Origin of the sequence: Aestuariivirga litoralis, assembly GCF_015714715.1 — a bacterium.
In the GTDB taxonomy this organism is placed as follows: Bacteria; Pseudomonadota; Alphaproteobacteria; order Rhizobiales; family Aestuariivirgaceae; genus Aestuariivirga; species Aestuariivirga litoralis_A.
This window is the reverse complement of sequence record NZ_WAHS01000001.1, coordinates 1,848,365-1,874,578: the sequence shown is the minus strand read 5'-3', so window position 1 is coordinate 1,874,578 and position 26,214 is coordinate 1,848,365. Positions and strand designations below refer to the sequence as shown.

The 26,214-nt window shown below is 57.5% G+C and carries 25 protein-coding genes and 1 tRNA gene; 15 read left to right on the top strand and 11 right to left on the bottom strand.

Annotated elements, in window-relative coordinates; all coding sequences use genetic code 11:
* The first annotated feature begins 84 nt into the window (after positions 1 to 84).
* A complete protein-coding gene (locus F8B91_RS09565; protein WP_196503476.1) occupies positions 85 to 1,086 on the top strand; it encodes a hypothetical protein in 1,002 nt (333 codons plus the stop codon).
* Positions 1,083 to 2,294 (top strand): hypothetical protein, encoded by a 1,212-nt coding sequence (locus F8B91_RS09560; RefSeq protein WP_196503475.1) that lies wholly within the window; start codon positions 1,083 to 1,085, stop codon positions 2,292 to 2,294. The genes F8B91_RS09565 and F8B91_RS09560 overlap by 4 nt, the downstream gene beginning before the upstream one ends.
* A gap of 107 nt (positions 2,295 to 2,401) precedes the next feature.
* On the opposite strand, the gene F8B91_RS09555 is transcribed toward F8B91_RS09560, so the two are convergent.
* Positions 2,402 to 2,479: transfer RNA gene (locus F8B91_RS09555), tRNA-Arg, on the bottom strand.
* Between the two features lie 81 nt (positions 2,480 to 2,560).
* Positions 2,561 to 4,000 (bottom strand): sensor histidine kinase, encoded by a 1,440-nt coding sequence (locus F8B91_RS09550; RefSeq protein WP_196503474.1) that lies wholly within the window; start codon positions 3,998 to 4,000, stop codon positions 2,561 to 2,563.
* 257 nt (positions 4,001 to 4,257) lie between these two features.
* Between F8B91_RS09550 and rpmH the strand changes: the two genes are divergently transcribed.
* Genes rpmH through yihA form a run of 4 tightly spaced genes read left to right on the top strand, consistent with a single transcriptional unit; the run spans position 4,258 to position 7,174 of the window.
* Complete coding sequence (gene rpmH / locus F8B91_RS09545) at positions 4,258 to 4,398, top strand: 50S ribosomal protein L34 (protein WP_196503473.1); 141 nt, start codon at positions 4,258 to 4,260, stop codon at positions 4,396 to 4,398.
* An 18-nt stretch (positions 4,399 to 4,416) separates the two neighbouring features.
* Positions 4,417 to 4,767, top strand: coding sequence for a ribonuclease P protein component (rnpA, locus tag F8B91_RS09540; RefSeq protein WP_196503472.1), 351 nt, complete (start codon positions 4,417 to 4,419; stop codon positions 4,765 to 4,767).
* On the top strand, positions 4,764 to 6,539 hold the full coding sequence (gene yidC, locus F8B91_RS09535; protein WP_196503471.1) for a membrane protein insertase YidC: 1,776 nt from the start codon (positions 4,764 to 4,766) through the stop codon (positions 6,537 to 6,539). The genes rnpA and yidC overlap by 4 nt, the downstream gene beginning before the upstream one ends.
* On the top strand, positions 6,536 to 7,174 hold the full coding sequence (gene yihA / locus F8B91_RS09530; RefSeq protein WP_196503470.1) for a ribosome biogenesis GTP-binding protein YihA/YsxC: 639 nt from the start codon (positions 6,536 to 6,538) through the stop codon (positions 7,172 to 7,174). The genes yidC and yihA overlap by 4 nt, the downstream gene beginning before the upstream one ends.
* Before the next feature lie 8 nt (positions 7,175 to 7,182).
* Here yihA and F8B91_RS09525 read toward each other — a convergent pair whose 3' ends face one another.
* The gene (locus F8B91_RS09525; protein ID WP_196503469.1) at positions 7,183 to 7,458 is read right to left on the bottom strand and encodes a DUF5334 family protein; all 276 of its coding nucleotides are present in this window, start codon (positions 7,456 to 7,458) and stop codon (positions 7,183 to 7,185) included.
* A 189-nt stretch (positions 7,459 to 7,647) separates the two neighbouring features.
* Between F8B91_RS09525 and F8B91_RS09520 the strand changes: the two genes are divergently transcribed.
* Together F8B91_RS09520 and F8B91_RS09515 are read left to right on the top strand one after the other, a co-directional pair.
* The gene (locus tag F8B91_RS09520) at positions 7,648 to 9,489 is read left to right on the top strand and encodes an MFS transporter (protein WP_196503468.1); all 1,842 of its coding nucleotides are present in this window, start codon (positions 7,648 to 7,650) and stop codon (positions 9,487 to 9,489) included.
* A 141-nt stretch (positions 9,490 to 9,630) separates the two neighbouring features.
* Entirely contained in the window at positions 9,631 to 10,263 is a 633-nt protein-coding gene (locus F8B91_RS09515; protein ID WP_196503467.1) for a DUF2306 domain-containing protein, read from the top strand.
* A 16-nt stretch (positions 10,264 to 10,279) separates the two neighbouring features.
* On the opposite strand, the gene F8B91_RS09510 is transcribed toward F8B91_RS09515, so the two are convergent.
* From F8B91_RS09510 to F8B91_RS09475, 8 genes are all read right to left on the bottom strand, one after another.
* On the bottom strand, positions 10,280 to 10,594 hold the full coding sequence (locus F8B91_RS09510; protein WP_196503466.1) for a hypothetical protein: 315 nt from the start codon (positions 10,592 to 10,594) through the stop codon (positions 10,280 to 10,282).
* Positions 10,584 to 11,654, bottom strand: a complete 1,071-nt coding sequence (locus tag F8B91_RS09505) for a hypothetical protein (RefSeq protein WP_196503465.1) — start codon at positions 11,652 to 11,654, stop codon at positions 10,584 to 10,586. The genes F8B91_RS09510 and F8B91_RS09505 overlap by 11 nt, the downstream gene beginning before the upstream one ends.
* The gene (locus F8B91_RS09500; RefSeq protein WP_196503464.1) at positions 11,654 to 12,061 is read right to left on the bottom strand and encodes a DUF4383 domain-containing protein; all 408 of its coding nucleotides are present in this window, start codon (positions 12,059 to 12,061) and stop codon (positions 11,654 to 11,656) included. Before F8B91_RS09500 ends, F8B91_RS09505 begins: the two co-directional genes overlap by 1 nt.
* Positions 12,058 to 13,548: an FAD-binding oxidoreductase gene (locus tag F8B91_RS09495; protein ID WP_196503463.1), complete on the bottom strand. Its 1,491-nt coding sequence runs from the start codon at positions 13,546 to 13,548 to the stop codon at positions 12,058 to 12,060. The genes F8B91_RS09500 and F8B91_RS09495 overlap by 4 nt, the downstream gene beginning before the upstream one ends.
* Before the next feature lie 72 nt (positions 13,549 to 13,620).
* Entirely contained in the window at positions 13,621 to 14,055 is a 435-nt protein-coding gene (locus F8B91_RS09490) for a nuclear transport factor 2 family protein (protein WP_196503462.1), read from the bottom strand.
* A gap of 67 nt (positions 14,056 to 14,122) precedes the next feature.
* Complete coding sequence (locus F8B91_RS09485; protein WP_196503461.1) at positions 14,123 to 15,661, bottom strand: HD domain-containing phosphohydrolase; 1,539 nt, start codon at positions 15,659 to 15,661, stop codon at positions 14,123 to 14,125.
* Between the two features lie 36 nt (positions 15,662 to 15,697).
* Positions 15,698 to 17,023, bottom strand: coding sequence for a histidinol dehydrogenase (hisD, locus tag F8B91_RS09480; protein WP_196503460.1), 1,326 nt, complete (start codon positions 17,021 to 17,023; stop codon positions 15,698 to 15,700).
* Positions 17,024 to 17,060: 37 nt separating this feature from the next.
* Positions 17,061 to 18,083: a LacI family DNA-binding transcriptional regulator gene (locus F8B91_RS09475; RefSeq protein WP_196503459.1), complete on the bottom strand. Its 1,023-nt coding sequence runs from the start codon at positions 18,081 to 18,083 to the stop codon at positions 17,061 to 17,063.
* A 300-nt stretch (positions 18,084 to 18,383) separates the two neighbouring features.
* Between F8B91_RS09475 and F8B91_RS09470 the strand changes: the two genes are divergently transcribed.
* The 7 genes from F8B91_RS09470 (at position 18,384) to F8B91_RS09440 (ending at position 26,076) form a co-directional block, all read left to right on the top strand.
* On the top strand, positions 18,384 to 19,643 hold the full coding sequence (locus F8B91_RS09470; RefSeq protein WP_196503458.1) for an ABC transporter substrate-binding protein: 1,260 nt from the start codon (positions 18,384 to 18,386) through the stop codon (positions 19,641 to 19,643).
* Positions 19,644 to 19,752: 109 nt separating this feature from the next.
* Complete coding sequence (locus tag F8B91_RS09465; RefSeq protein WP_348641746.1) at positions 19,753 to 20,715, top strand: carbohydrate ABC transporter permease; 963 nt, start codon at positions 19,753 to 19,755, stop codon at positions 20,713 to 20,715.
* Positions 20,715 to 21,554: a carbohydrate ABC transporter permease gene (locus tag F8B91_RS09460; protein ID WP_196503456.1), complete on the top strand. Its 840-nt coding sequence runs from the start codon at positions 20,715 to 20,717 to the stop codon at positions 21,552 to 21,554. Before F8B91_RS09465 ends, F8B91_RS09460 begins: the two co-directional genes overlap by 1 nt.
* A 3-nt stretch (positions 21,555 to 21,557) precedes the next feature.
* Entirely contained in the window at positions 21,558 to 22,556 is a 999-nt protein-coding gene (locus F8B91_RS09455) for an ABC transporter ATP-binding protein (RefSeq protein WP_196503455.1), read from the top strand.
* 36 nt (positions 22,557 to 22,592) lie between these two features.
* Positions 22,593 to 24,209, top strand: coding sequence for an alpha-glucosidase (locus F8B91_RS09450; protein ID WP_196503454.1), 1,617 nt, complete (start codon positions 22,593 to 22,595; stop codon positions 24,207 to 24,209).
* Between the two features lie 11 nt (positions 24,210 to 24,220).
* Positions 24,221 to 25,006 (top strand): ThuA domain-containing protein, encoded by a 786-nt coding sequence (locus tag F8B91_RS09445; RefSeq protein WP_196503453.1) that lies wholly within the window; start codon positions 24,221 to 24,223, stop codon positions 25,004 to 25,006.
* Positions 25,006 to 26,076 carry a Gfo/Idh/MocA family protein gene (locus F8B91_RS09440; protein ID WP_196503452.1) on the top strand — a complete coding sequence of 357 codons (1,071 nt, stop codon included), beginning with the start codon at positions 25,006 to 25,008 and terminating at the stop codon, positions 26,074 to 26,076. The genes F8B91_RS09445 and F8B91_RS09440 overlap by 1 nt, the downstream gene beginning before the upstream one ends.
* Positions 26,077 to 26,214: the final 138 nt, after the last annotated feature.

Genomic DNA, 26,214 nt, shown 5'->3' with positions numbered 1-26,214 from the left:
TATTCCTGTTGACCTTGCGGGCTAATTTTGTTACGAATAGGAAAGAGGCCAAGGAAACGTCCTTGGTGTTCTATGGAGCTTCACATGGTCAGCGAGATCGAAGTCAGGTTTGAAGAATTTAGGAAGACTTACCAAGACTTTGAAACCAGCGACCTTGTGGGCTTGGTAATCAAGGCCGGCCAGTTTCTGGAACTGGTGACTTGGGAGCCGGACGCCACTCGAAAGGCAATGAATCTGCTGTACCATGAAATCGTTGGATATGATGCGCCGCTTGAAAGCGGCTGGCGCGAGAACTGGTTGAGTGCCTGGTCTGAGCTAGGAGCCAGCAAAGCTTCCGACTATTTTGTGGATCTCAATCAATTTGCCTTCTTTGGTCTATGCCCGGATCATGTCACGCGAGGCGATGCAAACACGATTGGCCTCACTAAAAACGCCCTAGCACGGTCGATCCATAGTTTTGTTCAGCGGGGTCGTGAACTCCTGTCCAGCATACCTGCGGATTGGGGCGAAAACATCGAACTCAAACGGACGGTGCTGGCTGCGGAGGCTCGGATTGCAACAGATATGGGACGGCCCGTTTCCATTGAACAATTGGCGGCTCTATGCCGCGTTGGCGAAAAAAGCATCCGCAATCTTCTCACACCCAAGACTGGTGACCCGGATATGAAAAGCAACGGTGGCATGATTGATGCAGCCGATGCGCAAAGGTGGCTTAAAAAAAGGGGCGACTATAAGTCATCGATCTGGTGGACCACCCAGAACGCCATCGCAACCGAAGGCCAGGTTGAAGCAGCCAAGGGTTCGGGCGTGCTGGATGAAGTCGTATTTGTTCCAGTAGCTCGCGATGGGAGCTGGTTTCATCCGGTCGAATGCAGGAATGCACGGGGTTACACCGTCGGCAGCAAGGGTAGCGAAGCGCCTATTGCTGATTATTTCGAAGCCTTGAAGCTGCTTGCCAAGGCGCCCACACCCAGCTGGCGTCGACCTAATGAGAACGGGCATTGGGGTATTGTGGCTGGATATCAGTGGGCCCGCAAGGAAGCGTCCGAATTGCACAAGTTGCTGGATGAGGGAACCGCCCTATGATTGGCATCGATCACCATGCCAATGTGTTGCCAGCTCATGGAAAGATCGCTTGCTCGCGATGCTTTGGCGCGTGCGGCACTTGGGGCAAATCAGTTATTGAACAGGATGGTTGGCTTCTTGAAAACAATCCGATGGCTTGGGGTTCCACCAACCCCGAACTGCTGGTTCTTGGCTTCTCCAAGGGCACCCGGCAAACAGGTAAATATCTGGAAATGCCATTCGACCAAATCGCTTTTGGTGGCTTTCGCGGCCGTCTCGAAAAGGCATTGCGTTCCTTGGGCGTCCTGCCAGATCGTCCGTTTGCGGATATGTTCACCGCGCGCGAAACGGATGTCGCTTTCGGCTCGCTGATCCGTTGCTCGGTGGCGAAACGGGTTGGCGATAAGTGGGCAAAGTCCGGCGATGTCATCAATGCGCTTGCCAACAGGGCCAGTGGCGATGACTGGGCACTTGCATGCATCGACCAGCACCTGTCACGCTTGCCAACGCGCACGAAGCTGGTCGTGCTCATGTCGAATGATGCCGACTACATGGGGGCCTCCTTCGGACGGCTCGCCAAAGTCCGCCCATCACTGAAACGAATAAATGACGTGGCTTACAGCGATGGCATAGTGACGTTCGTGCACATCGTTCATTGCGCTGGCACCTCAGGAAATCACTACAGCAATTGGATGGCCAGGAACGGCACTGGGCAGGGCCACAAGGCGCGTCTCGCCGATGAAGCAGTAAGGTCGGCGGGCTATCGCCCGGCTTCCAACCCAAACATTGCCAGGGAGAAAATCATGCCACCCGTGACAGACGAAATCACATCAATCCCCGCCGCAAAGACAACGATTTCGAGTGCTACAAAAGAAGATGCGAAAACGATCAATGCGACGCTCGAGCAAATTCTTCGCGAGGCTTCATCGCGCTTCGAACGTCACACCGAACGCCCTGGAACCAAATATCTGTCCATTTTTGTAACGCCGAATGGATCACCCTTCGCAGTTGATACGAGCAATTTGACTGCGCAGCCCATCTGGTTGGCCAGGAAGGATTGCTCAGCCGAATTGCTGGCCTGCATGCGAATAGAAATCTACCCCGCCGCACGCAGTCGAAACTCAAATCTCAATGTCGTGGGGTTGAAACAGGGTTATGAAGTTGTGCGCTTCTATCCGGAAGACATTGGGCAAGCCCGCATGATCTTGGAGCATTTGTATCAGCGCTGAAGCATTTTACTTTCTTGTGTGTGCAAACTTGGCCGGTGGTTCACTCCGCCGGCTCTTTTGCCATTCCGAACGCAGCTTAGGCTCACGCATTTCAATCAATGAGAAAATGGCGCGCCCGAAAGGATTCGAACCTCTGACCCCTAGATTCGTAGTCTAGTGCTCTGATCCAGCTGAGCTACGGGCGCGCAAGGCGGGGTTAAACCCTGCCGACTGGCGTTCTGTTAGTATGACGGAGGGGTGAATGCAAGTACGAGATTTGAGGCGCCTCAATGGCCGTTTTGCCCGTTGCGGTCAGGCAGGCAAATCTCGATGCTGGTGCCTTCTTCCGAGGATGACGCCACCTTGATCTGGCCGCCATGGGCCTGCACCAGTTCGGCCGATATGGCGAGGCCCAGCCCCGTGCCGCCGGGGCGCGCCGCGGTCTGGAAGGCCTGAAACAGCTTGCCGCGCACGGCGGGCGGGATGCCGGGGCCGGAATCTTTCACTGCAATCCGCACGTCGTGGCCTTCACGCGAGGCGGCAACCGAAATCACATCTTTCTCCTGCGGGCGCGATTCAATCGCCTGAGCGGCGTTGCGCACCAGATTGGTGAGAATGCGGGTCAAATGCTCGCGGTCGGCATCCACACTGAGTTCTGCAGGGACTGACTGCTTGAGGGAGATGCGCGGGTTTTCCAGCTGCAGCGTTTCAAACACATCCGTCACCAAAGGCTTCAACGCAAACACCTCGCGCCGCGGCGGCAATTCCTGCGCCCGCCCATAGGTGAGGGTCTGGTTGAGGAACGTGATGGCCCGGTTAAGCGAGATGATGAGCTTGGGCGCAAAGCGCTGCACGCGCGCATCCTTCACTTCGCCCAGGCGGTCCGAAATCAATTGCGCCGAGGTCAGCATGTTGCGCAGATCATGGCTCACCTTGCTCACGGCAAGACCCAGCGCGGCCAGATGCGTCTTCTGTTGCAGCAACGTCTGCAATTGCTTTTGCATGCTTTCCAGCTGGCGCTCGGCCATGCCCAATTCGTCGCCGCGCCCGCTGGGTGCGATCACCCGTGATTTGTCTTCCGGCATTTCACCGAAGGCCATCATATTGGCTGAGAGCTTCAGCATCGGTCGCACAAAGAAGCGGTTCAACGCCGCGTAAATCAGGCAGGCCACGATGAAAGACAGCACGATGGACACGCCCAAGATGCGCAGCGCAAAGTTGATCAGCGCATCGCGCAGCGGCCATTCATGCACAGCGATTTCAATGGAAGAACCGGTCATTGCTGGCGGATAGTCGATCACATTGATCAACCGGTCGCTGCTGACGAACATCGCCCGGAAAGCCGGAATGACAGCCGTGTAGTAACTTCCGTTGCGCAAATCGAAAGTCTCTTCCGCCAGCGCGGGGTTCTCGCTTTTCAAAATGAGCGAGCGCTTGTCGGCGCGCATCACGGCCACAGCTTCAACGCCAGCACCCATCAGCAAAGCGTTGTTCAGATCGGTAGGCACCATTTCAGTAGGCGAGGCTTCCAGTGCCAAAGCCGCAATCTCGGCCTGGGCGATGCGGGTCTTCATCCACTGCACACGAAAATTCGCAATCGACGGCAGGAAGATCAGGACTTCGCCCAACATCACAAAAATGATGGTCAGCAGCAGCACTTGGCCTGAAAGGCCGGTCAATCGCCCGCCGCTGTGTTGGGATTTGTTGGAACCCATATCATCCGTCATGGTCCTTGATTAGCCCAAGATTTTAGCGCCACCCAACAGGTTTCTGATCAGACGCAAAAAAGCTGCAAGCGAAGGTATAAAAGTGCACATTCATGGCCTGTATTTACTTGTCCCGTAGGGTATTGGCCGCGATTGACTTTTCCCCAGAGTTTACGCATAAGCACCCCAACTTATGCAAAACCTTTAGGTTCTGCTCTGTCTTTCCGGAAATTATAACAATAATTCCAAGAGGTTGAGCAGATTGTTGGAATCGAGTCATGCCACAAAAACGTACATATCAACCCTCCAGGCTGGTCCGTAAGCGCCGCCATGGTTTCCGTTCGCGCATGGCAACAGTGGGTGGCCGCAACGTTCTGCGTCGTCGCCGCGCCAAGGGCCGCAAGCGGCTCTCGGCCTAATCCTTTAAATTCAATCGCATGCAGCGCATAACGCGGAGGCAGGATTTCGTTGCCGCCGCTAAAGCTGTTTCGTGGAGCAATCCGGCCTTTCTGCTGCAAGCCCGGTTGCGTTCTGACGATGGTGTGCCCCGCGTGGGTTTCACCTGCACCAAGAAGCTTGGCAATGCCGTGATCCGCAACCGCATCAAGCGCCGCCTGCGGGAAGCCGCCCGGTTGGGCCTTGCCAGTGTGGTGCAAAAATCCTTCGATTATGTCGTGATCGGCCGCAGTGCCGCCGAGACGAGCGACTTTGAAATCCTGAAATCTGATCTTATCTCTGCAGCGAACCGCCTGCACGCCAAGGCCCTGCCTAAAACGGAAGCAAAATGAGCCAGCCCCAGAAGCCGCAATTTGACACCAAGAACATGATCATGGCGGTGGCCCTGTCCATGCTGATCGTTTTCGGCTGGCAGTATTATTACGCCGGCCCCGCTGCCAAGAAGGCGCAGGAGGCCACGCAGACGCAGGAAACCGTGCAAGCCACCATCGCCACCGATGGCGCTGGTCAGGTGAAAGACCGCGCCAGCCTCATTGCCGCAACCAAGCGCGTGAAGATCGATACGCCGGATCTCGCAGGTTCGATCAACCTCACGGGCGCCTTGCTTGATGATCTTGAACTGCCGAAATATCACGAGACCATTGATGACAAGAGCCCGGTCGTCACCCTCCTGTCGCCGTCGGGTGCGCCCAATGCCTATTTCGTCGAGCAGGGCTTCGTGCCCAAGCCCGGCAGCACCATCAAGGTGCCGGATTCCAAAACCGAATGGCAGGTGGAAGGCGCGCCAACCCTCACCACTTCAACACCCGTCACTTTGACTTGGGACAATGGCGAGGGCCTGAAATTCGCCCGCGAGATTTCAATCAGCGACAATTACCTGTTCACCGTGAAGCAAACCGTGACCAACAGTGGCACCGCCCCGGTTGATCTCATCCCCTACGGCCGCGCCCAGCGCCAGGACACGCCGCAGGTCGCTGGCTACTGGGTGTTCTATGAAGGCCCGCTCGGCGTTCAGAATGGCGGCCTTGAAGAGCATAAATATGCCGCGCTGAAAAAGGATCCGGATGTGCCGGCCACCGTGCCGAGCAAGGGCGGCTGGCTGGGCTTCACTGATAAATATTGGGCCGCCATGTTGATCCCCGATCAGGAGACCAATTACGCCGCCTCGTACCGCTTTGTGAAAATCCCCGGCCGTGATGCCTACCAGACTGATTTCCTGGCCACGGCACCCATCACTGTGCCCGCTGGCGGCAGCGCCACTTATGAAGATCACGTCTATGCCGGTGCGAAGATCGTGTCGGTGATCAATTCGATCTTCGAAAAATTCAAATTCGCGCATTTTGATTTGATGATCGACTGGGGCTGGTTCGCCCCGATCACCAAATTCATGTTCTATCTCGTCTCCTTCGTGCATTCGATTGTCGGCAATTTCGGCGTCGCCATTCTGGTGGTCACGCTGCTGGTCAAGCTCGCGGTGTTCCCGCTGGCCAATCGCTCTTACGCGTCGATGAGCAAAATGAAGAACCTGAAGCCGCAGATGGATGCCATCAAGGAGAAATATCCTGATGACAAGATGAAGCAGCAGCAGGAAACCATGGCGCTCTACAAGGAAGCCAAGGTCAATCCCATGGCCGGCTGCCTGCCGATCTTCGTGCAGATCCCGGTCTTCTTCTCACTTTATAAGGTGATCCTCACCACCATCGAATTGCGCCATGCGCCGTTCTTCGGCTGGATCCACGATCTCTCGGCACCCGATCCGACCACTCTGTTCAATCTCTTCGGCCTGATCCCTTGGACGCCGCCGCATGCTTTGATGATCGGCTTCTGGCCGCTGCTCATGGGCATCACCATGTGGGTGCAGATGCGTTTGAACCCCACGCCGCCGGACCCTATCCAGCAGCAGATGTTCAACTGGATGCCGGTGATCTTCACCTTCTCGCTCGGCACTTTCCCGGCCGGTCTGGTGATCTACTGGGCCTGGAGCAACACGCTCTCGATCCTGCAACAATCCTACATCATGAAAAAGCACGGCACGGAATTGAACCTGTTCGGCAATATCAAGGACTCGATTCCCTTCTTGAAAAAGAAACCTGCCGCGACGTGAGCGCCACCTTCAACGAAGACCAGCTTGCCGCCGGGCGCCGCCTTTTCAATGGCAGCGCCCGGTTCCGTTTGGGCGTGGCCCAGCTTGAACAATTGCCTCCGGTGGACCGGGTGGAGATCGCCTTCGCTGGCCGCTCCAATGTCGGCAAGTCATCGCTGATCAACGGCCTCACCGGCGTGAACGGCCTCGCCCGCGCGTCGAACACACCGGGCCGCACCCGCGAGCTGAATTACTTTGATCTCGGCGGCGATGCCCTCACGCTGGTCGATATGCCGGGCTATGGTTACGCCAAAGCCGCCAAGAAAGACGTGAAGCAGTGGCAGGGCGTGCTGAAAGGCTATCTGCGTGGCCGCGTCGGCCTGGCCCGCGCCTTCGTACTGATCGATTCACGCCATGGCTGCATGACGCCTGATTTCGAAATGTTCGACATGCTGGATGATGCCGCCGTGCCCTACCAACTGGTCATCACCAAATGCGACAAGATCAACCGGCATGAGCTCGCGGTGCTGGAAGCCGAAACCATGGCCCACATCAAGAAGCGCGCAGCCGCCTTGCAGCAGGTTCACCTCACAGCAGCTGAGCGCGGCTTCGGCATGGATGAACTGCGCGCTGAAATCGCTGGATTGGTTTCTTAGCCTAGGGCTTACTTCGCAAACTCGAACGTCGCGGACTCGCCTGAGTCCTGGTCGATCACATCAATGTCCAACGCATCGCCGGTGTCCTTCACCGCCTGGATTTCGACATCGATTTCATTGCCATCGGCATCAAACACCGCCACCACGTCACCCACATTGAAGGTGGCACTATCATCCACGCTCACCGTGTCGCCGGTGTCGAGATTGGTGCCGTCCTTGGCAAAAGCAGGGCTCGCCACGAAAACCAGCGAAGCAAGCAGGAAGGCAGGAAGAGTAAAACGCATGGCAAGGTCCATCATCAATTGTTACTTGCCCGAAAAATAGGCGCTCGCTTCTCTCGTGACAAATGAAAAGATGGGCAGCTTACGCGGCCGATTCCGTGATGGACAGATCAGCCAACCCTGATTAGATTCCACATTTCTAAAAAGCCCCAACAAGAGGGCCATAATGACAACCCACAGGGAGCAACACCAATGTCCACGACTGCAAATTCCGCAGGCGCGCGCGGTCTGAGCAAGAATGAACGATTCGTCATTCTCGCCTCATCCACCGGCACCGTCTTTGAATGGTATGATTTCTATCTCTACGCCACGCTGGCGCCGTTCTTCGCCGCACTCTTTTTCCCGCCCGACAACCCCACCTGGGGCTTGCTCGGCGCGCTTGCTGCCTATGCCGCCGGCTTCCTCGTCCGCCCCTTCGGCGCGTTGTTTTTCGGCCGCATCGGCGATCTGTTCGGCCGCAAATATACCTTCCTGGTGACGATCATCGTCATGGGCCTTTCCACCTTCCTGGTGGGCCTGCTGCCAACCTATGCCTCCATCGGCGGCCTGGCACCTTTGCTGCTGGTCTTGATCCGCCTCATTCAGGGCTTGGCCTTGGGCGGTGAATATGGTGGTGCGGCAACTTACGTGGCCGAGCATGCCCAGAATGGCCGCCGTGGTTATGCCACGAGCTGGATTCAAACCACCGCCACCATCGGCTTCTTCCTGTCGCTGCTGGTGATCGGCGCGCTCCGCAAATACATGGATCCTGCGGTGTTCAAGGATTGGGGCTGGCGCGTTCCGTTCCTGGCCTCCGCCGTGCTGCTGGTCTTCTCGGTCTGGATCCGTCTGAAGCTGGATGAATCGCCAATCTTCCAGAAGATGAAGAATGAAGGTACGCGTTCGCTCTCGCCGATCCGGGATTCATTCTTCAAGGCACCCAACAACAAATATGTGCTTCTCGCCATCCTGGGCGCCACGATGGGCCAGGGCGTTGTCTGGTACACCGCGCAATTCTATGCGCTGTTCTTCGTCGGTGGACCTCTCAAGGCCAACTGGAATGATCAATACTGGATCGTCGCCATCGCCGTTCTGGCGGGCACGCCGTTCTTTGTGATCTTCGGCCAACTGTCAGACCGGATTGGCCGTTTGAAGATCATCATGGCGGGCTGCATCCTCGCGGTGCTGACTTACTTCCCGCTGTTCCATCTGTTGGCCAAAGAAGTGAACCCTGATCTGGCCACCTTCAACGACACGGCGAAAATCACCGTGACGGCGGACCCGGCCCAGTGCCACTTCACCATCTTCCCGATTGCCGGCTGGACCACGCAGGGCGATTGCGACAAGGGCAAGTCTTTGCTCACGTCCAATGGCATCTCCTTCGTGTCAGCCAACGGCGCTGCCGGAAGCAAGGCCACGCTCGACATCAACGGCACCAAGGTTGAAGGCTTCTCCGGCTTCGGCTGGGCCAAGGCCCTGGCTGATGCAGGTTATCCGCATATGAAGGCGGCACCTTCACAGGTCATCCTGACCAAGGACCAGACGGAAGCCGTGGTTGCAGCTCAAACGGCCAAGAAGCCGGCTGATGCTGAGAAGGTTCTCAACGAAGCCCGCAAGGCTGTTGATGCCGCATCGAAGCCGCTGGCTGCGATGAACATGGTCGAAGCCCCGGTGGTTGACACTGATGGCAACTCGACGGTGAATGTGACGGAGATCAAGACCTCCTTTGCAGACCCCGCCAAGATGAACTATTGGGGCGCCATCGGAATCGTGTGGATCATGATGATCTATGTCGCCATGGTTTACGGTCCCATCGCCGCCTTCTTGGTGGAGATGTTCCCGTCGAATGTGCGCTACACCTCGATGTCATTCCCCTATCACATCGGCAATGGCTGGTTCGGCGGGCTGCTGCCGCTCTTCGCCACCGCCTATGTGGCCTATACGGGCAATGTCTTCGCAGGCCTGTGGTATCCGGTGATCTTCGCCGCGATCTGCGTGTTCTTCGGCATCTTCTTCTTGAAAGATACCAAGGACGTGGACATCGCCAAAACCTGATAAGGCGATCGCAAATCGAAAACCCCGCTGGCAACAGCGGGGTTTTTCTTTGCGCAGGATTGCTCAAGAGCCCAACTTGTAGGATTTGCCATCGCGAAGTAAGATCGCCGACCGGTCGAAATTGCCAAAGAAAAGCGGGATATGGAATATAGATCAATCGTCTGGCGAAGCTCTTGGTCTGTGTTCATGCTATTAGCTACGCTGGTTGCTATTTTTTCCCTGCGATATGGATTGCCAACTGTTCCATTTGCCACCTTGAATAACTTTGTTGTGCACCGAACGATACTGATTGTTCATGCAATTTCGGCTTCTATCGCTTTGTTGATTGGCCCTTGGCAATTTTTGCCAAATATGCGTCAACGCCGGCTTTGGTTACACCGTATCAATGGTCGAATTTACTGCACCGCTGTCCTTGTGGCGTGGATTGTCTCTATCCCAATGGCCATGCACGCTGAAACCGGAAGACTTGCCTCAGCTGGGTTCCTATTGCTCGGCGTGAGTTGGATAACGTGTACCTCCGCAGCAGTGATTTTCATACTATGTGGCAAAATTTCTTCACATCGGCGATGGATGATCCGCAGTTACGCGCTAACAGCGGCTGCCATTTCGTTGCGCATCTACATGCCATTAAGTGGAGCGCTCGGTATTGGATTTGAAGATGCTTACCCGGTCGTAGCCTGGCTGTGCTGGGTTCCCAATCTCTTGTTTGCCGAGATTATTCTGATTTACAGCGATAGGAGGCCGAATATGGGTTCGGCCATCACGGCTCCATAGTATTGGGCCATCAATCCTAAGTTCGGTTCACGATCCTAACGCGCAAATCCACGCAGCCATTGCCCGTTGATGGCAGCACCAGCAGCGCACCCGCGCGGTACAGAGCCAGCGCCAAATCGCTCCGTGTACTGAACAATGTCGCCCGCCGCGCATTGGCATCAACAATGCTCACTCCATCTGGCAGCTGTTGCAAGAACTGTCGCGGCGGCAACAACACATCCACCTTCTGCGCAGCACCGGGAATAAGCGCATATCCGCTGATCGAAACCAGCCAGCCTGCAAACAAAGCCGCCGTTACGCCTGCGCCGCGCAATCCGCGCTCAATAATCATAGACGTGCTCCAGCCGCACCGGGCCTGATTGCAACTGGCGTAAAATTCCAGCCAGCCTTGCCACCTTCACATCCATCAGATCGCGTTCTTCGTAGAAGCCTTCGCGGTCCAGCGTGATGATGCGTTGCGCATTGGGTCCGAAATCCGCCACCACGCCCGGCTCATGCAGCGTGGTGATGAGAATGCTGTCATTCCCAGCAATCTCAATCACCTCGCCACCCCGCCGCGCGATCTCAACCAGGATCGCCGTGTAAGCCGCATAGCGCGGCGTCTTGATCACCAGCCCCTGCGGCACCTCACGCATCACTTGCACATCTTTGATCGCAGCCAACTCATCGCGCGACAGCCCCGAAACCACACTGAAAATTTCCAGATTGGCATCGCCCGTCGTCGCCGCCACGAGAGACTTGATGCCCTGCGCGTAAGCGATTTTCGCTTTCCACTCACCGGTCAGTGCAAGCCGCCGCTCCCAGCCGCGCACCGGATCAGTTACCGGTGCCGCCCACAAAGCCGCAATGGGTGCCGCGAAATCATACTCATACCAAGGCGTCTGCTGCAGGAAGGCCGCGTAACCAGCCGCCATGTCGCGCGCCACTTCATCCTGCGGTGTCTTCTGCGCACCACGCAGCAGCGCAAACACCGCGCCCAGCGTGTCTTCGTAAAGCGCCTTGAACGCCAGCTCCAAACCAAAGCTGGGCCCGATCACATAAGACGTCGAGCGCGTGTCAAAATCCGCCCCGCCATGCGCGTCAGCTGCTTGCAGTAACTGGCATTCCGCTTTCCAGAACCCAATCACGCTGGGGAAATAGGCGAACTGATACTCATCCCCATTCTTCAGCGTTTCGGCCAAACCTTCATAGGCGTAGACAATGTGCCATTCCGGATAGGTCATATAGGAATTGGCGGCGGGTCTTTGCTCAGCGGCATCAGTAAGAATAGGTTGGTAGTTGCGCGGGGTCACTGTGCCATGGCACAAAAGCTCAGTGCCGATGACCGGGCCAATCAGCGCCACCAGCGCGAGGGCCAGAATGATCCCCAGCCATTTCAGCAAACGCCGCATCAGGCCCGCTTTGAATCAAAGAACCGCGAGGCCAGCAGGCCCACGCCACCGAGAAACAGATGCGGCGTGCTGGCCAGAATCTTGAAGGACAGCGGCTGGTCCAGCCAGCCATTGCGGATGATGCCGAGATCAAGATAGCCCGAACCCGTCACCACGCCCATCAGCCCATCGGCAAAATAAAGTATGCCAAAATAAGTGAGGAAAAATTTCGCCGCCCGGTGCGAGGTCAACCCCGCCGCCAGCGCCCACAGCGCCGATGCCGTATGCAGCAAATCTTGAAACAGGTTCAGCCGGAAAATCCCAAAGGTGCGCCCTTCTGCGTCTTGAAACATCGGCACATGCCCCACCAGCACGGCGATGGCGAGGAACACAGTAAATCCGAAGCAGATCCAGCGCAGGCTTGTCATGTCACGGCGGCTTTCGAAATATATTGATCCCACAGGTTGTGGCGGAAAGTTTCACTCGGGTCGAGCTTGCGCTTCAACGCGGCAAATTCGCCGTGCCGCGCATAGGCCCGCTGGAATTGATCGAGCGACGCATGCGGCCGGTAGGGCAGGTAATAGCTGCCGCCGATCGCCAGCACGCGCTCGATCAGCTCATGCGTCATCCGCGCCATGTCGGCCTCGGCGCGCAGCGACTTTTCTTGAGAGAACAAAAGCACCGCCGCCACCCGCGGCGTGGTGGCGTAAGTGAGCACGCTGTCATGATCAGTATCGACAAAGCGCAAGGTGATGTTGAGCAGCTGCTGGAACGAGGACGGGATCACATCGCGGCACGCAGTGACAAAATCCACAAAGCGGCTGGCATCGACGAAATACTCATGCAAAATATCCGTGCGGTCGGGGTCCTTGTCATCCAGCGTGATCACCGGTTCATTCATCAAACTGTTGCGCGTGGCAACGCCCGTATTGATCCACGGATTAAGCCGCGCTTCAAAACCCCACCGCGCCATTTTCCAATGATCGCTGCCCACTTGCGCGCGGAAAATCTCGCGCGCCACGTGGCTCATGAAACCGGAACCCACCAGCGGCGCAATCGCACTCTGGTCAGGAGCAGGGCGATAGGTGATCAGCAGCGCTTCCTCAAAGAAACTGCCAATCGTCACATCCAGCCGCCCATAGGCCATGTTCACGGATTTGTCGTCGTGAATGGCGGAGACGAAACGCGTGCCGAATTCCGCTGACGGCATCACCTCATAAGTGGGCAGCAGATTGGCATTGGGCACCATCGCCACATCAAGTTCGGTGATCACCCCGAACAACCCATAGCCGCCCATCGCGGCAGAAAAAATGTCGGCATTCTCATTGCGCGAACAATTGATATGTTCACCCGAAGCCAACATCATCTTCAGCGATTGCACGGTAGTGCCGCCAGAACTGAAGGGCACCGGCCAGCCATGCGCATTCACACTGTAAGTGGAGGCCACGCCGAAATCATTGTTGGATTGCATTACGGCTGGCGAGAAGCCGATGCTGTCAAGCTTGGTAATCACCTCACGCCAGCGCGTGCCGCCGGTAACGCGATACGTCTTCTTCGTCGTATCAGGCTCGATAACACTCTCCGCCATGGTCACTGCCGTGCCATCGCGGGCCAGGCTTTGCCCGCCCATCGAATGCCGCGCCGCATGCGCCAGCAGCGGGCGCTTGGCGGCTCGCGCTTCTTTCAACTCGGCACGTAACCGCGCCAGCATGTTATCGGCGCTGGGTTCTTCCAGCATGATGTGCTTGGCGACAGGTGTCGGCGAAAGTTCGCTGGCATCATTCAGGATCAGCGGTCCACCGGTCTGCGGTTCGGGAAAAGCCAAGCCTGACGGGATGGATGAATTCTCAATATAATGCGTGGCCACCGCACCGGCAGCCGCTCCCAGCAAAATCCCGCGCCGTGTGAAGCCCATTCGTTCCTCGCTGATTCGACAAGGCACTCTATGCCTTCGCGCGCCATTTGAGAAACGGATGGGCTGAGTCTATTACGCCACGGCGGCGCGCTGGGCGGCAGGCGCGGAATGATAGGCCTCGGCCAGAAGCCCGGTATCCTGATGGCCCTGGAAGCCAGTGCATAGACCAGACTTGTCGAAGGTGAAAACATGCACCCATGCATTTTCACCTTCCACGCCATTGCGTCGCATGGTCCACTGCGTGTGGCCCAGCACAAAAACCATGTCTTCATTGGCGGCGAATTTCAGCGGGCTGAAACTCCGCAGCTCCTGGGTTTCATGCAGCAGGCCGAAAAATTCCGCAGCACCTTTCTTGCCTTTGCGCAGGCCCGCCATCGGCACATCCTTGGCGCGCCCAACCATGCCGAAGCTGGCATCGTCGCTCAGTTGTGCGGTCACAGCGGCAATGTCGCCGCGTCCGAAAGCCTGATAAATCTCTTGCACGCGAGTGATAAGGTTCTGGTTCATGTCATCCTCCTTGGGTTGCGTCAAAAAACCTAATCCCGCCGCCGGGCCGCCGCCTGAGGAAGATTCCCTATGTTTCGGGCAGGCCAACCCATCCCTGTTCCAGCGCATGCAGGATCAGGCCGCCCCGGGTGCGAACGCCCGTCTTGGCGTGAATGGCCTGAATGTGGTTGTCCACCGTCTTGGGCGAAATGCCCAGCGCACGCGCCGCTTCCTTCATGCTCATGCCGCGACACAGGCAGCGCAGCGTTTCAAGCTCGCGCGGCGTTAGCTCCATGGTCTTGCGGTTGGGCCGAAAGGAAGGTTGCCCGGCTGCGGTCAGCACGGCTTTCACCGCATCGGCATCCAGCTTTCCGTCGCGCGCTTCTTTTTCAAGCGCTGCGGCGGCAGAGGTGGCCGTGAGCGCAGCGCGATGTGGCCGTGGCTCAATCTTGTTCTGATAGGCTTCCGCCGCCGCCAACAGGCGCGCTTCGGCAGAAAGCGCCTGTGCCCGCGCGCCATTGTGATAACCGCTGCCATCGAGCCTTTCATGATGTTCGGAAACCAACTGGGCCAAAGGCTTCAGCCCGCCACTCTCGGCCAGTATGCGCGCGCCATAATAAGTGTGCAGGCGCATGGCCTCGCGCTCGCCCGCATCATGCGCCGTATTCTTCATCATAACCCGTGCCGGAACACCCGCCTGGCCGATGTCATGCAGAAGGGCGGCCTGCTCCAACAAAACACCGGGTGCCTTTGGGAGGCCGTAAACTTTCGCTGCTGCCGCCACCAGTGCCGCCAACTGGCGCGAATGGCCCATCGTATGCGGCGTCTTGATATCGATGAAATCCGCCATGGCGAGCAAGGCGTCGTTCAACGCTTCTCCACTGAAGGGGCCATCAGCAGAAGGTGGCCTATCGTCCTCACTGTTTTTCAGCGCATTTTCGTCCTGCAACAGGAGCGCAGCCAGTCGGGGATCGTAGGCCTTGCCGGATCGCACCTGAATACGTTGCGCCGCTCCTTCCGCGCCGAAGGCCTCCTGCAACACCACGGCATCCTGCGCCAGCGTCACGATGCGCACTGGCAGCGCAATGGCTTCGCCTTTCAACTCAGCCGGAATGCCTTTGCCGTCCCAGCGCGCGTAGAGCTGGCCCAGCGCCGCGCAGGCTTCATCATCAAAGCCAAGCCGCTTGCCCAGCCGCTGCGCCACTTCGCAATGGCCACTGAGAATGCGCTCACTTTCCGGCTTGCTGGCCGCGAGGCCTTTCAGCACCTGCAAAAAGGCCGCGAGAGGCGGTTGCCCGGCGCGGGACAGGCGCAGATGTTTCCACACCAGCGGGATCACCTCGCCGGGCTTGCCATTATCAATCAGTGCAAAATCGCGACGGAAGGAAATCTCGTCGCCCAGCAATGCGGCCATTGCATGGGTTTCTGAATTGCAGCCGATATAGCGCAGCATGCCCTGCTGAAAAACTTTTTGGCGCTGCGCCTCATCCAGTCCGGCCCGCCGCGCCAGCCTGTCGGCCAGCCCTGCGGCCTTCATGGCAAATCCAAGCGCGCGCCCCGTGGCAAGGTCAGTGGCCCGTGACAAGGCCACCATCAAATCGCGTTGGGTAATCTGAGCTGGCTGCATGCCGGAAACTGCCCTGCGCCGGCCTGTTGCCGGGTGTCAGGACTTTAGCAGTTTCTCGCGCAAATCCGAAACTGCATTGGCATGGGCATCAAAGCCTTCATATTTGGCCAGCGCATGCGCATGCTTGGCCAGCGCCGGGTAGCCATGCTGCTTCACATGCGCAATCGAAGTGCGCTTCATGAAATCAAATACCGAAAGTGCTGATGCTGTCTTGGCCCAGCCTGATGTGGGCAACACGTGATCCGGCCCAATCACATAATTGCCCAGCGTGGTGGGCGTATATTTGCCCAGCAAAATTTCGCCCGCATGCTTCAGCTTGGGCAAATATTGATCCGGCTCTTCCGCCAAAACTTCCAGATGTTCTGGCGCGTAATCATTGCAGAAGGCAATTGCCTCGGCTTCGTCGCGCGCCAGCACGATGCCGCCAATCGGCCCTGAAAGCACCGCCCTTGCAAAGCCCGCGCGTTGTTCACTCATCAAGGCCAGATATTTCGGCAACGCCGCCATCGCCTCATCCGCCACGCGCTTCGACCAGGTGACGAGATAGCCCGAACTGTCCGGCCCGTGCTCGCTCTCCACCAGCAGATCGAGTGCGGCGAGTTCACCGCTCACGCTGTCATCCGCCAGCACGATCACTTCGGACGGCCCGGCGGGTGAGCCGACATCAAGAAGATGAGACACCAGCCGCTTCGCCGCCGCCACCCAAGGGCTGCCGGGGCCGACGACCTTGGAAACTTTTGGAATGCTCGCCGTGCCGTAAGCCACAGCCGCAATTGCCTGCGCGCCGCCAGCTTTATAAACCGCATCAACCCCAGCCATCCGCGCCGCCACCAGGGTCGCATCATCGATCTTGCCATCAGGTCCGGGCGGGGTGACGATGATCACTTTCTCAACGCCTGCCACCTTGGCCGGAATGGACGTCATCAACGCCACCGAAGGGAACGCGCCCTTGCCACGCGGCACATAGCAGGCCACCGAAGGAATGGCGCTCCAGCGTTCGCCACCAAAGGAGCCGGGCAGGATTTCCTTCATCCAGCTTTCTTCCGGCTTCTGATGCTGATGGAATGAACGGATATTGGCGGCGGCAAATTCCATCGCCGCTTTCACCTGAGGATCAAGCGTCTTTTCCGCCTGTGCAAAGTCAGCCTCGGTTGCAGCCAATGCATCAGCCTGCACCGATGCCTTGTCGAACTGCATTGCAAAGCGCGCCAGTGCCATATCGCCCTCATCACGCACCGCCGCCAGAATGGGTTTCACCTTCTCCTCAAAGGCCGAGAGATCACCTTCCACGCGCGTCAGCAGCGCCTGCCGCTGGTCAGCGGAAAGTTTGGAAAGCTCGTGGAAATTAATGCTGGATTTCATGCAGGCGTTTTGCGTCAAGCGACCGCCAAAAGCAACCTCAGCCCGGCACCGGCCCGGTACTGCCACGCACAATCAAGTCAACGCTCCACATTTCCTGCGGCAAATCAGCATTGGTGTTTTCAATTAGGCTCAGGAGAAGTTCAGCCACGCGGCTCCCGGCCGCACGGATGGAAGAGCTTGTTGTAGTTAGCGAGGGCACCAATCCTTCCGCATTGAGAAAGGGCAGGCCATCATCATGGCCGATGAGAGACACATCTGTGCCCACGGCAAGCCCCAATTCGTGCACCGCGCGCAAAGCACCCGAAACCATCAGCATGCTCGACATCACAAGCGCAGTCGGCCGCGGCTGCGATTGCAGAAGGCGCTTGGCCTGCCGGTAACCGTTTTCTTCCGTCAATTGCCCGCTGAACATGATGGATGGATCAACCGCCAGCCCACGTTCATGTAATGCCTTTTCATAACCCTCGCGCCGGTGCTGCGCGTAAGTAAGGTATTCAAGGCCATTCAGCAGACCGATCCTTGTATGGCCCAGATCAGTGAGCAATTTGGTTGCCTTGTGGAATGCCCCGCGATTGTCGATATCAAGCCAGGCATAGCCATCCTGGCGCGTGCCCACGCGGCCATGCACAACATAGGGAAGGTCGAGGCTGTCGAGCAGCGCCAGGCGCGGGTCATCCATATGCGGCGCCTGCACCACCACACCGTCCACCAGGCCGCCTTCGGCATAGCGGCGATAGACCGCCATCTCGTTTTCCTCGCCACCGGCGTGCAGCAGCGTTTCGAAACCACGCATGGATTGGATGTCGGCAGCACCGGCGATGAAGTCCGAAAAGATCGGATCGATCATGATCGAACGGTCAGATGGAAACACATATCCAATGACATGGGAACGTCCAGTTGCCAGCCGCCTCGCATTGGCATTGGGCCGATAGCCTTGCCGGTGCGCCTCCTCGGTCACCCGCTTGCGTGTGGCTTCGCCCACTTCCGGATAACCGTTCAAAGCCCGGCTTACGGTGGTTTGGGAGAGGCCAAGATGCTGCGATAATTCTTTGAGATTCATGCGGATTTTTCGACAAAGCGCACCAAAGCGCTTTCAATTTATAATACAATTGCGAAGGGCTGAATAGGTGCATTCCATGCTGCGCTGCACCTAAAACCTTGTTTTACATATTCTTCTTGACGTTCCATTTACCCATGTTAGGTTTCAAAGTCTCAAAGCGGTTTGAGAAATCCTCCAAATCTTTAAAAAGTGAGGAATTTTAAGCTGCTTGTTCTGGGAGGAACATCGGTTTGTCGTGCTCAGCATGTCAGGCCCCAGCTGCGCCTCCCGCACGTTGAATAGCAACCGGAGGAATAGCTAATGAAACTCAAAACCGCTCTTGCCACTGCCCTGATGGGTGTGAGCCTTCTAGCCGCCAGGGCCATGGCTGTGGATCTTTCGCTCGTTTCGGGCGCCACCGGTGGTGATCTTGAATTCGCAACCAATGAACTCAAGGAATTCACCAAGGACACCGGCATCAACGTGAAGATCGTGCCGATGCCGTCTTCCACCACCGACCAGTTCGGCCAGTACAAGCTGTGGCTTGCTGCCGGCAATGCCGATATCGACGTTTACCAGACCGACGTGATCTGGGCCCCGCAGCTGGCTGACCAGCTGACCGACCTGACTGCCGCCGCCAAGGATGTGGCGAAGGATCATTTCCCGTCGATCATCGAATCGCAAACAGTGAACGGCAAGCTCGTCGCCATTCCTTACTTCACCGACGCGCCGGCTCTCTATTACCGCAAGGACCTGCTCGACAAATACAAGCTCACTCCGCCCAAGACCTGGGATGAGATGGCAGCTGCTGCCAAGACCGTGATGGATGGCGAAAAGAACGCTGACCTGCAGGGCTTCGTGTTCCAGGGCAACGCCTATGAAGGCCTGACCTGCAACGCGCTTGAATGGGTGAAGTCCAATGGCGGTGGCCAGGTTGTGGAAGCCGACGGCAAGATCTCTATCAACAACCCCAAGGCTGCAGCGGCTCTTGACCGCGTGAAGGCCTGGGTCGGCACGATCTCGCCCAAGGGCGCTCTTGCCTATCAGGAAGAAGAAGCCCGCGGCGTATGGCAGACCGGCAATTCGGTATTCATGCGCAACTGGCCCTACGCCTTCGCCCTTGGGAACAAGGACGACAGCAAGGTGAAGGACAAGTTTGACGTGGTGCCGCTGCCCTCGGGTGGCGAAGGCACCACCTCGGCAGCCACGCTCGGCGGCTGGAACCTGGCTGTTTCGAAATATTCGAAGCATCAGGAAGAAGCCATCAAGCTGGTCATGTTCCTCGCATCCAAGAAAGTGCAGAAGGACAACGCCATCCTGCAATCGCATCTGCCGACCATCGTGTCGGTCTATGACGATGCAGACGTAGTGGCCAAGCAGCCGGTTCTGGTGAAGTGGAAAGACATTTTCGCCCAGGCTGTGCCGCGTCCTTCGGCTCCGACCAAGACCAAGTACAACGAAGTGTCCAACCTGTTCTGGACCGCCGTGCACGACTCGATTTCGGGCAACGGCACGTCTGCCGAAAATCTAGAGACACTTGAAGCCAAGCTGACGGAACTCCGCGGCGACGGCTGGAAATAAGCTGACATCTTGAAACCCGCAGGGGGCATCTGTGCCGCCTGCGGGCACTCTTTCCTGAAGTCCCGAATGGGGTCATCCCGCTTTTCAAGCGGGAAAAAGGGGCATGCCGATGAGCACTATCACAGAACAACCGCAAGCGCCTGAGCGCAACCAATTGATGGCCGGGCGCCAGCGCGCCGCCTGGCTTTTCCTCACGCCGATGCTGATCGTGCTGGCGCTGGTCGCCGCCTATCCGCTTTTTCTGACCATCTGGTATTCCTTCACCGACGCATCACTGGTGCATCTGAAGGATGCGCAATGGATCGGCTTCAAGAATTACTTCCGCAGCTTCACCACTGACAGTGGCAAGACCGTCTATGGCGGCGTGCTGATGGACAAGGCCTGGTGGGGCGCGGTGTGGAACACCGTGCGCTTCGGTGCAGTTTCAGTGTTCCTGGAAACGGTGCTGGGCCTCGCGGTGGCGCTCGTGCTCAATGCCAATTTCAAGGGCCGTGGCCTGGTGCGCGCCGCGATCCTCATTCCCTGGGCCATTCCCACGGTGGTTTCGGCCAAGCTGTGGGGCTGGATGCTCAATGACCAGCTCGGTATCATCAACCGCCTGTTCATGGACCTTGGGCTGATCCACCAGAAAATCGCCTGGGCCGCCGATGCGGATTATTCGATGATCGCCGTCGTAGCCGTTGATACCTGGAAGACGCTGCCTTTCATGGCGCTGCTCATACTCGCCGGCCTTCAGCAAGTGCCGGGCGATGTCTATGAAGCAGCCTCGATCGACGGCGTTCATCCAGTCAAAGTGTTCTGGAAGGTGACGCTGCCGCTGATCCGTCCGGCGTTGATGGTGGCGGTGATCTTCCGCCTTCTTGATGCGCTGCGCATCTTCGATCTCGTCTACATCCTCACGCCGAACTCTTCACAGACCAAAACCATGTCGGTGATCGCGCGCGAGAATCTCTTCGATTTCGACAAATTCGCCTACGGCTCGGCGGAATCGACCATCCTCTTCCTGTTCCTGCTCATCCTGGTGACGCTCTATGTCAAACTGGGCCGCGTCAATCTCGCCGGAGGCAACTGATGAAAACCGCATGGTATAAAACTGCAGCTTTTTACGCCTTCGTCGCCTTCATCATCGTGCAGGCGGTGTTCCCCTTCTATTACGCGATCATCACCAGCTTCAAATCTGGCGCTGCCTTGTTCGAGATCACCTATCTGCCCACCAGCTTCTCGCTGGAGAATTATCAACAGGTTCTGTTCGGCGGCAACGGCACGTTCCTGCAGAATCTGTGGAACTCGCTGTGGGTCGCCTCGATCACCGTCATCCTGGCCTTGTTCCTGGCGGTCACGGCGGCCTATTCGCTCAGCCGGGTGAAATTCAAGGGCCGGGGGCTCCTTCTGATGACCATTCTGGCCGTGTCCATGTTTCCGCAGGTTGCGGTTCTAGCCGGACTTTTTCAGGTGATCCAGTCCATGGGCATCTACAACACCGACTGGTCGCTGATCTTCTCTTATATGATCTTCACGCTGCCCTTCACCGTCTGGGTGCTCACCACCTTCATGCGTGACCTGCCGATCGAGCTGGAGGAGGCGGCCATCGTCGACGGCGCATCGCCCTGGGTCATCATCACCAAGATTTTCATGCCACTGATGTGGCCGGCCTTGGTTACGACGGGCCTGCTCGCCTTCATCTCGGCATGGAATGAATATCTCTTCGCGCTCACTTTCACAGCGTCCAACAATGCGGCCCGCACCGTGCCGGTCGGCATTGCGCTTCTCTCTGGCTCCACCGATCACGAAATCCCGTGGGGCCTGATCATGGCGGCATCAGTGATCGTCACTATTCCACTCGTCGTACTCGTTCTCATCTTCCAACGAAAAATTGTTTCCGGTCTCACCGCCGGTGGGGTCAAGGGGTAAATCATGGCAAATATCCAGCTCAAGAACGTCAAGAAGTCCTTCGGTGCGATCAATGTCATCAAGGGTGTCGATCTCGACATCAAGCAGGGCGAATTCATGGTTTTCGTCGGCCCCTCGGGCTGCGGCAAATCCACCTTGCTGCGCCTGATCGCCGGCCTGGAAGACATTACCTCCGGCACTCTGTCGTTCGACGGCAAGGTGGTCAACTCACTGGCCCCGTCGCAGCGTGGCATCGCCATGGTGTTCCAGTCCTATGCGCTGTACCCGCACATGACGGTTTACGACAACATGGCCTTCGGCCTGAAACTGGCCAAGGCCGGCACGGACGACATCAAGACCCGCGTGACCAAGGCAGCAGAAATGCTGCAGATCAGCCAGTATCTGGATCGCTTGCCCAAGCAACTCTCTGGCGGCCAGCGCCAGCGCGTGGCCATCGGCCGCGCCATTGTGCGCGATCCCAAGGTGTTCCTGTTCGACGAGCCGCTGTCCAACCTTGACGCTTCATTGCGCGTGGCCACCCGCCTCGAAATTGCCAAGCTGCATCACGCGATGGGCAAGGCCACCATGATCTATGTAACCCACGATCAGGTGGAAGCCATGACGCTGGCCGACCGCATCTGCGTGCTGCGCGACGGCCTGGTGGAGCAGGTGGGCACACCGCTTGAGCTCTATGAAAAGCCGGCCAACCTGTTCGTGGCAGGCTTCATTGGCTCGCCCAAGATGAACTTCCTGAGCGGCAAATTTGCCGAGCCCTACAAGTCCCACACGATCGGAGTCCGTTCCGAGCATCTGGAATTCGTCAAGAGCGGCGGCTGGACCGGCAAGGTCATCCACTCTGAAAAGATGGGCTCAGACACCTATGTCTTCGTCGAGCTGGGCGGTGCTGAGCCGGTGATTGTGCGTGAAACCGGCACCTCCAAACATGATGTGGATGACAAGGTGCAAATCGGCCCGATGAAGGGCTATGTTCACCGCTTCAACGAAGCAGGCAAGACGCTCTAAATCCGACGCGTGGCCTCGAACTAATGGAGATGAGGCATGAGTGACAAGAATTGGTGGCGGGGCGCGTCGATCTATCAGATCTATCCGCGCTCCTACCAGGACAGCAATGGCGATGGCATTGGTGACCTGAAAGGCATCACCCGCCGGCTTGATCACATTGCAGGGCTGGGTGTGGATGCCGTCTGGCTCTCGCCCTTCTTCACCTCGCCGCAGCTCGATTTCGGTTACGATGTGAGTGACTACAAGGGTGTCGACCCGATGTTCGGCAACCTTGAGGATTTCAAGGCGCTGATGGCGCGTGCCAAGGACCTGAAGCTCAAGATCATCATCGACCTTGTCCTGTCGCACACTTCGGACCAGCATCCCTGGTTCAAGCAAAGCCGCCTCTCGCGCGACAATGATTATGCCGATTATTATGTCTGGGCCGATGCCAAGCCCGATGGCACGCCGCCCAACAATTGGCTGTCGATCTTCGGCGGTGGCGCCTGGGAATGGGAAGCGCGTCGCCTGCAATACTTTTTCCACAACTTCCTGAAAGAACAGCCGGACCTCAATTTCCACAATCCGAAAGTGGTGGAAGAGTTGCTCAACGTGGCGCGCTTCTGGCTGGAGCTCGGCGTCGATGGCTTCCGACTCGACACGGTGAATTACTACACCCACGATCCAAGCTTGCGTGACAATCCGCCCTTCCCAGACCGTCTGGTCAGCGATGTGCCGCGCGTCAATCCTTACGGCTGGCAGGATCACATCTATGACAAGTCGCGGCCCGAGAACCTGTTGTTCCTCGAAAAGCTTCGCGCGGTCATGGATGAATATGGCGCCACCACCGCCGTGGGCGAAGTGGGCGATGGCCACAAATCGCTGAATACCATTGCTGAATATACCCGCGGCCAAAACCGCCTTCATATGTGCTACGCCTTTGAATTCCTCAGTCCCGCCTTCGGCAAGGATCACACCGCCAAGACCATCACTGCTTTTGAAAATGTGGCTGCGGATAGTTGGGCCTGCTGGGCCTTCTCCAATCACGATGTCATGCGCCATGCCTCGCGCTGGGCCGGCTTCATTCCGGATCGTGAAACACTCTCAACTTTCTCAATTGCACTGCTCTGCGGCTTGCGCGGCTCAATCTGCCTCTATCAGGGCGAGGAACTGGGCTTCACCGAAAGCGAGCTGACCTTCGACCAAATTCAGGATCCTTACGGCAAAGTCTTCTGGCCGGAATTCAAGGGCCGCGATGGTTGCCGCACGCCGATGGCCTGGGAGCAGAAGGCCTCGCAGGCTGGCTTCTCCAATGCCAACCAGACCTGGCTGCCAGTGAACCCGGCGCACCAGCAAGTGGCGGCGGACACGCAGGTGAAAAACCCGCAATCGATCTACAGCACCTATCAAAGCTTCCTGAAGCTGCGCAACGCGCATCCGGCTCTGCGCCAGGGCGACATCAACATCCTGTCATCGGACGCTGATATTCTGGCCTTTGAACGCAGCGGCGGAAATGAAAAACTGCTCTGCGTGTTCAACTTCGCCAACGCCCCAGCAAGCTATGCCTTGCCAGCTGGCGCGTCGTTGATCGCAGGCTCTGCTTTGCGCGCTGAAGTCAAAGGCAACACGCTTGAATTTGGCCCCGGCGGGGCCGCCTATCTCTCACTGAAGTAAGGTTAGTCAAAATGATCCGTACATTGATTTGGCATGAACACCGCCACGAGAAGTCCAACAAACTCGTCGCCTCGCTTTACCCCAAGGGTATGGATGGCGCCCTGGCTGACGCCCTCAAGCAAGACAAGGATTTCCAGGTCTCGCAGGCCCGTCTTGATGATGATGCCGAGCATGGCCTGTCGCAAAAGCGGCTTGATGAAACCGATGTACTGTTGTGGTGGGGCCACGTCGCTCACGGTGAAGTGAAGGATGAAATCGTCGAGCGCGTGGCCAAGCGTGTTTACGAAGGCATGGGCCTGATCGTGTTGCATTCCGGCCATTTCTCGAAAATCTTCAAGCGCCTGATGGGCACACCTTGCGCGCTGAAATGGCGTGAAGCCGGCGAGAATGAGCGCGTGTGGATTCTCAACCGCAATCATCCCATCGCCGAAGGCCTGCCCGAGCAGATCTTCATTGAACACGAAGAAATGTATGGCGAACCCTTCTCCATTCCAGAACCCGATGAAACCGTGATGATCTCATGGTTCGAAGGCGGCGAAGTGTTCCGCTCCGGCGTCACCTACACGCGCGGTGCTGGCAAGGTGTTCTATTTCCGCCCCGGCCACGAAGCCTATCCGACTTACTACAATAAGGAAGTGCTGCAGGTCATCCGCAACGCCACGCGCTGGGCCTATAATCCTGGTCCGGCGTGGAAGGGCATCCATGATGCGCCCAACGTGCCGCATGACAAGGCGCCCGTGCCGCTGGAAGTCAAAGGCCCGCGCTTGCATGCCGATGGCGAAGAAGGCTTCCGCTGATGTTCGGAAAATCTTCGACGAAAAAAGTGCGTCTCTTGGTACTCGGCACTGGCGGCATGGCAGCAGCTCACGCCGGAAACTTTGCGCAAGACCCGCGCGTTGAAATGGTAGGCACGGTTGACGTGGTGCCAGGCCGCGCGGCGGAATTCGCCAAGACCTTCGGCATCGCCAAGCATTTCACCGATCTGGATGCAGCGATCAAATGGGGCCAGTTCGATGCGGCCGCCAATGTCACGCCAGATTCCATTCATCACCCCACCACGATGAAATTGCTGAACGCCAGAAAGCATGTCTTCTGTGAAAAGCCGCTGGCCGAGAATTTTGAACTCGCCAATGAAATGGCCACCACGGCAGAGAAGAACAAGCTCATCAACATGGTGAACCTCACCTACCGCAATGTGGCCGGGCTGCATGCCGCGCGCAAGATCGTGGCTGATGGTGAGCTGGGCGACATCCGCCATGTCGAAGCCAGTTACCGCCAGTCCTGGCTGGTCGGCAATCACTGGGGTGCCTGGGACAAGGAAGACAAGTGGCTGTGGCGTCTCTCTGAAAAGCACGGCTCCAAAGGTGTGCTGGGTGACGTCGGTATTCACATTCTGGATTTCACCACCTTCTGTGTGGGCATGATGCCCACCAGCCTGCAAGCCCGGTTGAAAACCTTCCACAAGGCGCCGGATGACAAAATTGGCAAATATGAACTCGACGCCAATGACTCGGCGGCGATGACGGTGGAATTTGAAAACGGCGCGCTGGGCATTATTCATGCCAGCCGCTTTATGACCGGTTACGGCAACACGCTGCGCCTCAATGTCTTCGGCACCAAGGGCGCGCTGGAAATCCAGAACGACCACGATCTCACCACTGTGCGCAAATGCGTGGGCGAGGATGTGCATACCCAAGCCTGGCGTGACGTGGTGCGCACCGAAGCGGTGGAAACCAACTACCGCAAATTCATCACCGCAGTAGCCTCAGGCCAAAACGGCGACCCGAGCTTCCGCCGGGCCGCCGATCTGCAAAAAGTTCTGGATGCCTGTTACGTCGCTGATAAGTCAGGCACGGTAACGCTCTAACCAAGTGCCCTCATCCGCCTGTCGGCACCTTCTCCCATTCTTCGAACGGGAGAAGGCGATGTGATTGAAGCTTGGCAGCAAGCTGCCTTCGCCCGTCGCGTCAGCGATGGGAGAAGGTGCCGAAGGCGGATGAGGGCT